The sequence below is a fragment of the Cellulosilyticum lentocellum DSM 5427 genome (assembly GCF_000178835.2).
Lineage (GTDB): Bacteria > Bacillota > Clostridia > Lachnospirales > Cellulosilyticaceae > Cellulosilyticum > Cellulosilyticum lentocellum.
This window is the reverse complement of the sequence record NC_015275.1, coordinates 3487787-3500924: the sequence shown is the minus strand read 5'-3', so window position 1 is coordinate 3500924 and position 13138 is coordinate 3487787. Positions and strand designations below refer to the sequence as shown.

Here is a 13138-nt window from a genome sequence, read left to right as displayed (position 1 = left end):
TATTTATTCAAGAACTCTAGGTAAGACTATAATAAAGATAAGAATGTTATATAATGTTGAGACGGACATTTAGCTATAGTTAAATATAATGGATAATGAGGCTATATCTTTTGTATATAATACCCCCTAGAATAATGAGGTAGCATTCTAGAGGGTAATTTATTATTTTGTATAGTTATCGAAGTAACCTTGAATGAAGATGATAGGAGTACCTTTATCACCACTTCCACTAGTTAAGTCTGAAAGTGAACCGATAAGGTCTGTTAATCTTCTAGGAGTAGTACCTTGAGCTGCCATGCTGCCTACAAGATTAGCTTCTTTATTACGAATATAATCAGAAATAGCTTCTTTAAGGGCATCACCGCTTAAATTAGCGAAGTCATTATCAGCTAAGTATTTAAGCTTAACTTCATTAGGCTGACCATCAAGTCCTTTTGTATAAGCAGGAGAAACAACTGGATCTGCTAATTCCCATATCTTACCTACAGGATCTTTGAAAGCCCCATCGCCATAAATCATAACTTCTACTATTTTACCAGTTTTTTCTTTAAGCATAGTTTGTATACGGTCTACTACACTTTGGCAGTCACGGGGGAAAAGCTTTACAGTTTCTTCTGTAGCTTTATTAGAACCAAGAAGACCATAAGCTTCGTTATAGCCACTTCCGTCCATAGATGTACATAGAATATCATCTAAGCCATAAATCGTTTCTGCTCCATTAGCTTTTAAAATACGTTTAGTACGAACTCTTGTATGGATATCACAGGTAAGCACATGCTTAGTATAATCTAAAATGGTTTTTGGTTGATTAGAGAAAATAACTTCACATTCGGCACCACAAGATTCTACTAAGCTTTTATAGTAATCTATGTAATCAACACCTGTAAATGTATGTTTGTTATAACCAAATAAGTCACGGAATTCTTTTTCTGTTAATACATCTGTCCAAGGATTGATTCCTTTTTCATCTAAAAGATCTAGGTCTACAAGGTGATTGCCTACTTCATCAGAAGGATAGCTGAGCATAAGAACAACCTTTTTAGCGCCCTTTGCAATACCACGAAGACAAATGGCAAAACGATTACGACTAAGAATAGGGAAGATGACCCCAATTGTATGATCACCAAATTTGTTAGCAACATCCTTTGCAATGGCATCAACAGAAGCATAGTTTCCTTGAGCACGAGCCACAACTGCTTCTGTAACGGTTACGATATCTTGATCTTCAATACTAAAACCTTCAGCTTCAGAAGCTGCTAACACACTATTTACGACGATGTCTGCAATATTGTCACCTTCACGAATAATGGGTGCACGAAGCCCTCTAACAACAGTTCCTACCATTCTTTCCATTTCAAAATTTCTCCTTAAGTCTGTATTTTTAAAAAACTCATCTCTTGTACTATACACCATAACCATGATATAAGTAAAATAAATAGTAATGATAAAAGATATAAGGAGAAGTTATATGTCAGTACCATTAGGTTTATATAAGATATTTATAGAAGTAGCTAAGTGTCAAAGTTTCTCTAAGGCCTCCAAGAATTTGTATATTACGCAACCAGCAGTAAGTCAAGCTATTATGCAATTAGAGGAGCAGCTAAAGGCTAGAGTTTTTACTAGAACGGCTAAGGGGGTAATATTAACCAGAGAGGGAGAGTTGCTTTATGAATATGCCAGTTCGGCCATTAAGTTAATAGAGGCAGGGGAGAAGAAGCTATTAGAAACTCAAAATCTTTTAACTGGTGAATTGCAGATTGGCGTAGGAGATACCATATCTAGATATTATCTTTTACCTTATTTAGAAAGTTTTCATAAGAAATATCCTTCTATAAAACTTAAAATCATTAATCGTACAACAACCAAGCTATGTAATAAAATCAAGGCAGGAACCATTGACCTAGCCATATGTAACTTGCCTATTGACGATAGCCAGATTGAAGTGAGAAATTGCATGGAAGTACATGATATTTTTGTGGGTGGTAAGAGCTATAAGCAGCGTTCTAAAGTGCCACTTAGCTTTGAAGAATTAAGTGACTTGCCACTCATTGTATTAGATCAGAATTCTGTTTCTAGAAGATATGTAGAGCAGTTTATGCTTAAGAAAGGCGTAAAAATGCGACCGGATATTGAATTAGGTGCTCACGATTTACTTCTAGAATTCGCCAAGATTGAATTAGGCATTTCATGCGTGATTAAGGAGTTTTCAGAAGAATACCTAGAGAAGAAAGAATTATATCATTTAAAATTACAAGAGGAAATTCCATCTAGGTATATAGGCGCTTGCTATCTGAAAAGTGTACCGATATCTTCGGTAGCAATGACTTTTATAGAAGGTTTACAACTTCCTATAAAATAGAAAGAGATATTTATTTCGTAAATCGATATAGGTATAGCTGAAATAAAGCAGGATATTATATTTATGTACTCGTCAAAGAAATATTAAAAGAAAATAGAAAAGGAAGTTCAAAAAGCCAATCTAAAAAGACGTAAGACTTTTATAGATTGGCTTTTTGAAGTTATAAATATAAGTAACTTATTTCACTTGATTAAACACATATGAATTATTCTTCGTGCCAAGAAGGGTTTAAAGTGGTACCACTAACAACATATTTTTTATCAACGGGTTCGGCAAAGGTTTGTGAGAAGATAGTAGACCAAGAAGCAATAAACCAAGCTTCTAATACAACAAGATGAATATCAGTTGCACCTACGGGGACATCAATATGCTTATTAACACCAGCTGTAAAACCATCTGTAGTAGTCGAGATTTCTTGACCATTAAGCTTGTAGCTTACAGTAAATTTAGCAACATAACCCCCAGTGTTTCTAACAATGATAGTCGCACCTTTTTGATTATTCATTAGAAGCCCTACAGTTTGTAAATTTTGTTGTTCTGTTTGATTCATTATTTTCAACTCCTTTAAGATTGATTTGATATAGTTAGCATAATAGAAAAAGGAAGATAATAGGTGGATTTTCCTTAAGGAGAAAAAATAGGGGCTGTAGGAAAGAATTATTGACATGAGTGGTGAAAATTAATGACAGGTAAGGATGAGAAGACTATTTTCGACAAAAAAATCATTTGTTTTAATATATACTATTTAAAAAATGGAAAGTAGGCTTTATTAACTAATGAAAAGATTTTCTGAAAAACATAGAAATAGTAGTAAGTTATTTTTCTTGTTAGTCATTATAACACTATTAACAGTAATGATAATTTGTTTATCTTATACTGGGATAACTGTTGAGAAAAGAGAAGCTACTAGGGGGTATATGGATTTAGTGTATGAGAATTTTTCAGAAAAGGTTGTGAAGCTAGATGGAGAATGGGAGATTTATCCTGACCTATTAAAGAATGAGGATTTTAGAGCTGATGATTATATACAAGTTCCTGGTAGTTGGGGAAAAACAGAAATAAAAAATGAAACCATTAAAAAACAGACGTTTCTAACCTATAGATTAAAGTTGAAACTACCTAAGCAAGATCAGTATTGTTTAAAACTGCAATTTGTATCTAGTGCCTATCGTGTATTTATTAATGGTGAGGAAGCTTGTGAAAATGGTAAGGTAGGGGTTTCAAAAGAAGAAGAGAGGGCAAGCTGGAAAAATAGACTGATTCCATTTTTTAGTGAAGGAAAAGAAGTCGAGTTGATTATTCAGGTTTCTAACTATCACTGTACTAATGGTGGGATGATGAGGAGTATTTTGCTATCCACACAAAGTACTTTATATGATTATGAAACGTTAAATGTGATTAAAAGTGCTCTCTTCATAGGAATGTTTATTGGTATAGGGTTTTATCTAACTTTATTAAATCAGTCAATGCATAACCGATATAATTACACCTATTTAGGTATGTTTTGTATGGCATCTATGTTATTAGGTACCATTATTGATGGAGGAATCCTATTTTACATATTTCCAAAGCTACCATTAGGTATGGCAATAAAGATAGAATATTTAGCTTATATGGTACAAGTTATAGCGATGCAGCAATTTATCTGGAATATGTATCCGAACCTATACCACAAACAATTTTATAGAATCATAAGAGCTATAAATCTCATTTATGTAGGGCTTATCCTAATAACCTCTAATTTAACCGTTGTATATAGTAGACCTGTATATATGTCAGTCTTGCTGATTAATTTTATATGTTACTTAATCTTAATTATAAAAGCTATTATAGTCAAAAGAAAGTACGCTTATACACTACTAATAGGTTCTTGTATGATGTACTTAGGATGTATCATTGAGATTTTAAATAGTCAGTTTTATTTTAAAGAGCCCATCTTTAATAATAATTTCTATATATTAGGAGTGCTTATTTTTTTAATCTGTCAATCTTATGTATTAGCTAGTACAGTTGATGAAGCATTTGTTCAGTCTAAGCATGCAAAAGATATGGAGATTGCTTTTTTACAGGCACAAATTTCACCACATTTCTTTTTTAATATATTAAACAACGTCTATTACTTAATACATATTAATGCTGAACAAGCAAAAAAATTATTGTATAGTTTTTGTCAATTTTTAAGAGTAAAGTACAAATTTGATTATAGAAAAGCCGTTTTTTATTCCTTGAAAGAAGAGTTAGAACTAGTGGAAGCCTATGTGAATCTAGAAAAAAATAGATTAAATGGTTTATTAGAATTGACCATAGAAGTAGATGAGATGTTACTACAAACATCTGTTTTACCCTTGATTATACAGCCATTAGTAGAAAATGCTATTAAGCATGGTTTTAAATCTACATTAATGCATATTCACATTACAATAGAAAAAAAAGATAAAGAAATTCATTTTAAAATCAAAGATAATGGGAAGGGGATGAGTCAAGACCGTATGATACAAGTGATACGAGGAGAAGAGCTAGATGCGGGTATTGGACTCAAAAATGTAAATTATCGACTATCTAAGTGCTATCATACACAGTTAATTATAAATAGTAGATTAGAAGAAGGAACAGAGGTAGCATTTAATCTACCATTGGAGGTGCAAGATGAAAGTGGTTATTGTAGATGATGAGATCAATGCAACAGACTATTTAGTATATCAGTTACAAGTATATCAAGAGATAGAAATCGAGGCTGTATTTAACGATGCTTGTAAGGCTTTAGCCTATTTATTAAAAAATCCTTGTGATGTACTTTTTTTAGATATTGATATGCCTAATATAAGTGGCATCTATATTGCTGAACAAATAACAGGACTTTATTCAGATATTAAGGTTTGTTTTGTAACAGCGTATAATGAATTTGCTGTAAAAGCTTTTGAACTAAGTGCCATAGATTACATTTTAAAGCCATATACTAAAGAAAGACTAGAATTATCACTAGATAGGCTTAAAAAGTATACGGGAGAGGTAAATCAGTCCCTTAATCAGTTAAGTGATGAATACCATTATGACTTAGAAATGATTTGTGGATATGATGAGGAAAATATTATTCTTATTAATTATCAAGAGATTTTCTACATAGAGACCTTACAAGGTAGTTTGTTTATTCATACAAAAGATAAAATTTATAAGGGTAATAAGACTTTGAATTTTTATGAAGAAAAGCTGAATAAACGAGCTTTCTTTAGAACACATAAATGTTATCTAGCTAATTTATCCAAGGTTGACCGTTTTAAGCCGCGTATTAATTATACCTATGACATGTACTTTAAAGAAATCAAGGACGTTATTCCTATAAGCCGTAATAAGGTAAAGGAAATGAAGCTTTTCTTTAATCAGTAAGAATAAGGGGTTTTAAAGAAAAAGGAGGAGAAAGAAATGCAGGTAGAACAAAGTGTAAAAATGGAGCAATTAAGACCAGGTGATATTTTATTATTTTCAGCCATTGAAACAGATTGGGAGTCTTCGTTAATAGCGCTGATTACTAACTCACCAGTGAGTCATACTTCTATTAGTTATTATACTAACGGATATATAGTAGAAGAAAATATGCCTCATACGCAAGTAGTGGACATCAGGAACTCGGAAAGCAGGAAAGTTAGAACCACTTATATTATGCGCATGGATACTACAGCAAAAAGTCTAGTTAAAGTTGTAGATATAGCAGATCGTTATGCACAGGTAGAATTAGCTTATCCTATGAGTGCACTACCTTGTGTAGCTATCTATTTAGTGATTAAAGACTTAACCTATTCTTTAAAAGCAAAAGGCATTATTACAAAAATTGTTAAGTTAGCCATGGGCGCTTTGATTGCCTTTTTAAATCAAAAAAGTGGCAAGGCAAATTTTCCTATGCACTGCTCACAATTTGCTTATCATTGCTATTTGCAAGCTAGTAAAGAAGCAGCACTAGAAGCAACTATTGCAGCCGAAGCAGCAGGAAAGTCAAAAGAAGAAATAATAGAAGCTGGGAAAGAAGCAGCTAAAGAATTTAAGATTGTATTAAAAGATGAAGGAAAAGAAAATCTTTTAAAAGCAGTAGCAACTTATATAGATAATCATTATGATCAGTTAGAAAAGCAATTAGTAGCTGGTGTAAATCACACTTTACAGGTGGAACAAGAACGGATAGAAGAAAAAGAAGTACTGTATGAAATGCTTTATCATGAAATAAAAGAGGTTAAAGCAGTAAGTTGTAGCAGCAATCAGAACGTTGAATTAACAGAAGACCTAGTCATTACGATTTATCAGTTTTGCCACTTGTTAAATGAAGTATATGGGGAGAGAATTGGCGCTATTCAAGAAGGGATAATAGTAGGAGAAAACAGTGAGGAAGCACTAGAGAATGAAGTGGAAATTGCTACTGACAAAGTCAAAGTGCTTCGTACTATAAACAAGATTATAGAAATGGGAGAATATTTTATTGCACCTGGTGATTTGTTAAGTCATACTGAGAACTTAAAGTGTATAGGGGGATTGGATTATAATTCATAAAAAGCATAGTTACATGTAATATGGATTGAGTTGAGGCTAGATAAGGCACATAGAGGTAAGAATAAGGAGAATGTACTTTGAAAGCAAATGAATAGATGCTAAAATGATAGAGTAGTATAAGCTACATAACAAAATGAAAGAACTAGGAGGTAGCATATGGATAATTTTATTTTTAATGCGTATACAAAGATTTACTTTGGTAAAGGTATGATTAAAAATTTACCAGAGGCAATAGAAGTACATGGGAAAAATGTACTATTGGTATATGGCGGTGGAAGTATTAAAAGAAATGGGATTTATGATGAAGTGAAAACACTTCTTTCAGAATGCAAGATAATAGAGTTATCAGGTGTCGACCCTAATCCAAGAATTGAAACGGTTAGAGAGGGCGTGAGGCTTTGTAAAGAGCATCAAATAGATGTGATCTTAGCAGCAGGTGGAGGTAGTGTTATTGACTGTGCTAAGGTTATTGGTGCAGGTTACTATTATGATGGCGATGCTTGGGATTTAGTGGTAGAACCAAACAAGATTACAAAGGTTCTTCCTATCGTAACCATTTTAACCTTAGCAGCCACAGGCTCAGAAATGAACAAGAATGCAGTTATCTCTAATATGGCTATTAATGAAAAGCTAGGAACTGGTTCAATGAATATGATTCCACAGGCTTCTATATTAGATCCAGAGTATCTGTATACATTACCTGCTATTCAAACAGCAGCAGGGACAGCCGATATTATGTCTCATATTTTTGAGAACTATTTTAAGAAAGAAGAAGATACTTTTATTCAAAATAAATTAGCAGAGGGCTTACTTGAAACTTGTATCAAATATTGTCCTATTGCTTTAAAAGAACCAGAAAATTACGAAGCAAGAGCTAACTTAATGTGGGCAAGTACCTTAGCGCTTAATGGATTAGTAGGCGCAGGCAAACCAGGAAGTTGGACTTGTCATCCTATCGAACATGAATTAAGTGCTTTCTATGATATTACACATGGCATAGGTTTAGCTATTGTAACACCAAGATGGATGAGACATATTTTAAATGAGCAGACAGTAGGTAAGTTTGTAGCTTATGCGAAAAACGTATGGCATTTACCAGAGATGACAGATCCATTTGCTTATGCTAATGCAGCTATTGATGCAACTGAAGAATTCTTTAAAAATTGTGGTATTCCAATGACCTTTAGTGAAATTGGTATTAATGAAGAGCACTTTGAAGTCATGGCAGAAAAAGCAGTTAGAATTGGTGGTCTAGGAGAAGCATATGTACCACTTACAAAAGAAGATGTAATGAGCATTCTAAACATGTGTTTATAAAATCATTTAAAAAGACTATCTAAGGATCAGAAGATCTTTAGATAGTCTTTTTGCTTTGTCTTTGATAACCTTTTATGTCTTAGATAAGAGCTAAAAGAATAAAGTTAAGGATAAAGAGAACTGCAGCTACAGCAAGGATTGGATGAATTTCCTTTGCTTTCTTTTTGCAGATTTTAACGATGCAATAGAAAATAAAGGCAGTACCAATACCATAAGAAATGTTATAGCTTAATGCCATGAAAAGACCTGCAAAGAAAGCAGGAATAGCTTCATCGAAGTCAGCCCATTTAATTTCAGCAAAAGATGAAAGCATCATCATACCAACTATAACTAAAGCAGGTGCAGTTGCTGCAGAAGGAACAGCACTTACAAAAGTTGAAAGGAAGGCACTAGCAGCAAAGCAAAGTGCTACAACAACACTTGTAAGACCTGTACGTCCACCAGCACCGATACCAGCAGCACTTTCTACATAAGTAGTCGTGTTAGAAGTACCGAAAAGAGCACCAATAGAAGTAGCAGTAGCGTCAGCAAATAAAGCTTTATCCATTTTAGATTTGAAGCCACTATTAGTTTCCATTGATTTTTCATCCTCTTCACTAAAGATACCAGTGCGACGACCAGTACCAATGAAAGTACCAATTGTATCGAAAGTATCAGATAAACTAAATGAGAAGATTGTAATAAGTACTAATGGAATTTTAGAGACATCTGAGAATAAAGAACCCAGACCTTCAGCAGTGAAAATAGCTAAGAAAGTACTAGGTAAAGCTTTGCAAGCCTCTGAAAAGCTGATAGTATCAGCAGTTGTAGTAAGTCCCATAGGAATACCAATAATAGTAGTTGCTACAATACCGATTAAGATAGCACCTTTTACATGAAGTACTTGTAAAACAACGATTAATACAAGACCAATAATAAATAACCAGAAGACAGGTTGATTTAAAGTTGATAAAGCAGGAACACCAGCTTCAAAGTTAATAATACCTACATTAAGAAGACCAATGTAAGCGATAAATACACCAATACCTCCACCAATAGCATTTTGTAAGCTGTGTGGAATTGATTTAATGATGTATTTACGAATCTTTGTAACAGTAATAAGGATGTTGAGGATACCGCAGATAAATACCATTGATAAAGCTTGTTGCCAAGTAAATTCTAAGGTGAAGCATACGGTATATACAAAGAATGCATTAAGACCCATACCTGGAGCTTGAGCATAAGGAACGTTAGCTACTAAGCCCATAACTAAGGTTCCAATGATAGAAGCAATAATGGTCGCAAGGAAAACTGCACCCCATTCCATACCAGCTTGGCTTAAAATACCTGGATTGACAATGATGATATAAGCCATTGCAAAGAAGGTAGTAAGACCAGCAATTACTTCTGTACCGACTGTAGTGCCGTTTTCTTTAAGCTTGAAAAACTTTTCCATAACTATTTTCCTTTCGATATTATGTAGATTAATATTTTGACTTTATGAAAAAATTATAAAGAACAAAATATAAATGAATTGTACTAATTATTAGAGAAATTATCAATATGTAAAATGAAATTTTATATCTAAATTTGTAGGAGGTTAGTTAGAAGCTTTACTAGAAAGCCCTTTAAAGTTCAGTAAAAAACAAATGACAACTTCTATTAGAAAGAAAAAAATGATAGACAAAGCTATTGTTTTATATTATGATAGTTAACATAATTTTAAAAAGCAGAGCATCGTATAAAGTTGAAGATATGGTTCAACAGTTTCTACCAAATCACCTTAAAGGATTTGACTACGATATGAATCTTATATTTTGCATATCTACAAGGGACTCATTATACGGTCATGCACAGAAAGCATGGAGGCGTCAATAATGAATGTAATAAGAAGTTTTACAAATGGGCAAGGAGCTAATGTGGCTAACATCTATAACTTAGATGGAAGAGTACCAGTAGCTAAAGCCATTCCTTTCGGGCTTCAACATGTTTTAGCCATGTTTGTAGCTAATATCACACCTATCATCATTGTAGCAGGAGCTGCAGGTCTTTCTAGCCAGCAAAGTGCTGCGCTTATTCAATGTGCCATGCTAATAGCAGGTATCGGTACTATTATTCAACTTTATCCTGTTTGGAGAATCGGTTCAAAAATGCCTATTGTTATGGGAATTAGTTTTACCTTTGTATCTATTTTGTGTTTTATTGCAATAGAGTATGGCTATAATGCCGTAGTAGGGGCAGTACTTATTGGTGGATTGGTAGAAGGCGTACTTGGCTTATTTGCAAAGTACTGGAGAAAAGTTATTACACCAGTAGTAGCAGCTAGTGTTGTAACTGCTATTGGTTTTTCACTTTTAAACGTAGGAGCCTATTCTTTTGGAGGAGGAAATGGCAGTCCTGATTTTGGTTCAGCTTCAAATCTATTATTAGGAGCAGTAACTTTAGTGACTTGTTTAGTATTTAATATCTTAGCTAAGGCTCACTATAAACAATTATCTGTATTAGTAGGCCTTATAGTAGGTTATATTTTTGCTATTTTTTTAGGAAAAGTAGATTTTAGTGCGGTAGCAACAAGTGGCATTATTGCACTTCCTGAGTTCTTACCTTTTAAACCAGAATTTAATTTAAATGCGATTATTTCAGTTATACTTATTTTCCTTGTTTCAGCAACAGAAACAATTGGAGATACTTCAGCTTTAGCTGTTTCAGGTTTGAATCGTGAAGCTACAGAAAAAGAAATTTCGGGTTCTATTGCTTGTGATGGCTTTATTAGTAGTATTTCAGCACTATTTGGTTGTATGCCAATCACGTCTTTTAGCCAAAATGTAGGGCTAGTAGCTATGACAAAGGTAGTTAACCGTTTTACTATTTTAATGGGAGCTATCATTATGGTATTAGCTGGTTTATTTCCTGCCTTCGGTGCTTTATTAGCTACTTTACCTGAACCAGTATTAGGTGGTTGTACGTTAATCATGTTTGGCTCAATTGTAGTAAGTGGACTTCACATGCTTGCTAAATGTGGTTATAATCAAAGAAATATGATAATTGTAGCACTTTCACTAAGTGTAGGTATTGGTTTCACACAAGTGCCAGAAATCTTTGCGATTTTTCCAGAAATCGTTCGTAACGTTTTAGCAGAAAACTGTGTAGCCGTTGTATTCATTATGGCCCTAGTACTTAACTTGGTATTACCTAAGAGCATGGAGAATAACTAAAAAAGTGGTAATCCATTTTAATAAGTCAATGTGTACGTATTAAAAACTTTAAGCAAAGAGAGGAATTGCAATGAAAGTCCTAAAGGAACGTATTATTAAAGATGGTAAAATTAGAGAAGGAAATGTACTGAAAGTAGACGCTTTCTTAAACCACCAATTAGATATTGAGCTTTTTGAACAAATGGGAGAAGAATTCAAAAGAAGATTTGAGGGGAAAAAAATCACTAAGATTCTTACTATTGAAGCTTCAGGAATTGCCATCGCTTGTATTGCAGCTAGATATTTTAAGGTACCAGTCGTATTTGCGAAGAAGACACAAACTAAAAATATTGCAGGAGATGTTTATACGAGTAAAGTAGAATCTTTTACTCATGGCAAAGTATATGACATTATTGTTTCAAAAGAATTTTTAAGACCAGAAGATCACGTTTTAATAATCGATGACTTTTTAGCAAATGGAAAAGCATTGCTGGGTCTTACCAAGCTTGTACAAGATGCAGGTGCTACGGTGGTAGGGGCAGGAATTGCTATTGAAAAAGGCTTTCAGGATGGTGGAAAGCTGATTCGTGAAAGTGGCATTCAGTTAGAATCTTTAGCCATTATTGATGCTATGAGTGTTGAAGAAGGTATTACCTTTCGCAAATAATAAATAAGAGTTAAGTAGTAATGGAAGAATAGATAGAAAGATAAAGAGAGTGAGCCTCAGATATAAAACGTATCTGGGGCTTTTTACATGCAGAGAAAAAGTAAGATTTATTAAAGTATAGTTACGATAAAATAGTCTATTGTTCTAAGGCATGCCTAAAATAGACAAAATAATGGAAAGGTAAGTCATACACAAATAAGGATTAATAGCAGCATAACTTAACCTAAGAATTACGCTTGATTCAATTCTCTAAAAATAAAAAAGAAAAGCTTATAAAATTAATGTTAAAAATGTGTTATTATTTCCAATAGACAGAATTAATTATTTGACAATAAATATTATTTGATATAATATATAAGTATAATAAATAGAAAAAATACACAAAAGTAAGGAGAGATTAATGATGAAAAAACTATTTAAATGTACGATTTGTGGATACGTAGCTGAAGGAGATGAAGCTCCAGAAATTTGCCCAAAATGTAATCAAGGAAAAGAAAAATTTGTTGAACTTAGCAGCGAAGATGCTGAAAAAATTTATGCTTCTGACAGAACTAACAGCATTCATGCAGAAATTATTTTATTAGCAGAAAAGATTGCTGAGCTTTCAAAAGAAGGTATAGAAATCAAACTTGATCCAATGTGTGTAGCTGCTTTTGAAAAAGCAAAGAATGAAGCTTGGGTTATAAAACAAAGATGTAAAGCGGAACTTGCAGGACATATGTCTAAAGGTAAATGGTAAGCATTAGACTTACATAGAACTTATGCTATATGAGTTAAGGTATATTGATAAGCCATAAAAGAATAAACCCCAAAAGCTATAAAATCCAAAAAGTGATTTTATAGCTTTTTAGATTTATTCTTATTTTTAAACGTTTAAGGGCTACCATATGCAAAAACAAAGAACAGGTTCAAAATAAATCTACTTAAAGCCATACAGCGGCTACTTTACATCTAAGTCTGGTATTCACAGTTAACAGAAGATGTAAAAGATAAGGGTTTAATCATTTGAATAGGCTCACTTATATTTTTAGAAAAAAGCATCGGGATGTTCTGTAGAGGTAAAGAAAATAAAAGACATATAGGAGA

General features: G+C 33.1%; 11 protein-coding genes and 1 riboswitch. Of the genes, 8 read left to right on the top strand and 3 right to left on the bottom strand.

The genetic code is table 11. From position 1 onward, the window contains the following. Positions 1-162: 162 nt before the first annotated feature. Entirely contained in the window at positions 163-1353 is a 1191-nt protein-coding gene (locus CLOLE_RS16115) for a coenzyme F420-0:L-glutamate ligase (RefSeq protein WP_013658197.1), read from the bottom strand. Positions 1354-1468: 115 nt separating this feature from the next. Here CLOLE_RS16115 and CLOLE_RS16110 point away from each other — a divergent pair, with 115 nt between their 5' ends. Continuing rightward, positions 1469-2359, top strand: coding sequence for a LysR family transcriptional regulator (locus CLOLE_RS16110; protein ID WP_013658196.1), 891 nt, complete (start codon positions 1469-1471; stop codon positions 2357-2359). Between the two features lie 205 nt (positions 2360-2564). Here the strand turns inward: CLOLE_RS16110 and CLOLE_RS16105 are convergent, their stop codons facing one another. Then, complete coding sequence (locus tag CLOLE_RS16105; protein WP_013658195.1) at positions 2565-2909, bottom strand: thiol-activated cytolysin C-terminal domain-containing protein; 345 nt, start codon at positions 2907-2909, stop codon at positions 2565-2567. Positions 2910-3135: 226 nt separating this feature from the next. Between CLOLE_RS16105 and CLOLE_RS16100 the strand changes: the two genes are divergently transcribed. From CLOLE_RS16100 to CLOLE_RS16085, 4 genes are all read left to right on the top strand, one after another. After that, positions 3136-5028: a sensor histidine kinase gene (locus tag CLOLE_RS16100; protein WP_013658194.1), complete on the top strand. Its 1893-nt coding sequence runs from the start codon at positions 3136-3138 to the stop codon at positions 5026-5028. Then, the gene (locus CLOLE_RS16095; protein WP_013658193.1) at positions 5006-5743 is read left to right on the top strand and encodes a LytR/AlgR family response regulator transcription factor; all 738 of its coding nucleotides are present in this window, start codon (positions 5006-5008) and stop codon (positions 5741-5743) included. Before CLOLE_RS16100 ends, CLOLE_RS16095 begins: the two co-directional genes overlap by 23 nt. 36 nt (positions 5744-5779) lie before the next feature. Further along, entirely contained in the window at positions 5780-6895 is a 1116-nt protein-coding gene (locus CLOLE_RS16090) for a hypothetical protein (RefSeq protein WP_013658192.1), read from the top strand. A gap of 156 nt (positions 6896-7051) precedes the next feature. Then, on the top strand, positions 7052-8212 hold the full coding sequence (locus CLOLE_RS16085; protein ID WP_013658191.1) for an iron-containing alcohol dehydrogenase: 1161 nt from the start codon (positions 7052-7054) through the stop codon (positions 8210-8212). A gap of 79 nt (positions 8213-8291) precedes the next feature. On the opposite strand, the gene CLOLE_RS16080 is transcribed toward CLOLE_RS16085, so the two are convergent. Beyond that, positions 8292-9647 (bottom strand): NCS2 family permease, encoded by a 1356-nt coding sequence (locus CLOLE_RS16080; protein ID WP_013658190.1) that lies wholly within the window; start codon positions 9645-9647, stop codon positions 8292-8294. Positions 9648-9908: 261 nt separating this feature from the next. Next, a riboswitch (purine riboswitch) is annotated at positions 9909-10010 on the top strand. A 58-nt stretch (positions 10011-10068) separates the two neighbouring features. Here CLOLE_RS16080 and CLOLE_RS16075 point away from each other — a divergent pair. From CLOLE_RS16075 to CLOLE_RS24070, 3 genes are all read left to right on the top strand, one after another. Next, entirely contained in the window at positions 10069-11406 is a 1338-nt protein-coding gene (locus tag CLOLE_RS16075) for a uracil-xanthine permease family protein (protein WP_013658189.1), read from the top strand. Positions 11407-11476: 70 nt separating this feature from the next. Then, complete coding sequence (locus CLOLE_RS16070; protein ID WP_013658188.1) at positions 11477-12052, top strand: xanthine phosphoribosyltransferase; 576 nt, start codon at positions 11477-11479, stop codon at positions 12050-12052. Between the two features lie 403 nt (positions 12053-12455). Beyond that, the gene (locus CLOLE_RS24070; protein ID WP_041713062.1) at positions 12456-12791 is read left to right on the top strand and encodes a rubredoxin-like domain-containing protein; all 336 of its coding nucleotides are present in this window, start codon (positions 12456-12458) and stop codon (positions 12789-12791) included. Positions 12792-13138 lie beyond the last annotated feature (347 nt).

Coding starts and splice junctions, on each gene's coding strand:
- CLOLE_RS16115 (WP_013658197.1), bottom strand. CDS start 1,353: ATGGAAAGAATGGTAGGAACTGTTGTTAGAGGGCTTCGTGCACCCATT.
- CLOLE_RS16090 (WP_013658192.1), top strand. CDS start 5,780: ATGCAGGTAGAACAAAGTGTAAAAATGGAGCAATTAAGACCAGGTGAT.
- CLOLE_RS16070 (WP_013658188.1), top strand. CDS start 11,477: ATGAAAGTCCTAAAGGAACGTATTATTAAAGATGGTAAAATTAGAGAA.
- CLOLE_RS16085 (WP_013658191.1), top strand. CDS start 7,052: ATGGATAATTTTATTTTTAATGCGTATACAAAGATTTACTTTGGTAAA.
- CLOLE_RS16075 (WP_013658189.1), top strand. CDS start 10,069: ATGAATGTAATAAGAAGTTTTACAAATGGGCAAGGAGCTAATGTGGCT.
- CLOLE_RS16080 (WP_013658190.1), bottom strand. CDS start 9,647: ATGGAAAAGTTTTTCAAGCTTAAAGAAAACGGCACTACAGTCGGTACA.
- CLOLE_RS16095 (WP_013658193.1), top strand. CDS start 5,006: ATGAAAGTGGTTATTGTAGATGATGAGATCAATGCAACAGACTATTTA.
- CLOLE_RS24070 (WP_041713062.1), top strand. CDS start 12,456: ATGAAAAAACTATTTAAATGTACGATTTGTGGATACGTAGCTGAAGGA.
- CLOLE_RS16110 (WP_013658196.1), top strand. CDS start 1,469: ATGTCAGTACCATTAGGTTTATATAAGATATTTATAGAAGTAGCTAAG.
- CLOLE_RS16100 (WP_013658194.1), top strand. CDS start 3,136: ATGAAAAGATTTTCTGAAAAACATAGAAATAGTAGTAAGTTATTTTTC.
- CLOLE_RS16105 (WP_013658195.1), bottom strand. CDS start 2,909: ATGAATCAAACAGAACAACAAAATTTACAAACTGTAGGGCTTCTAATG.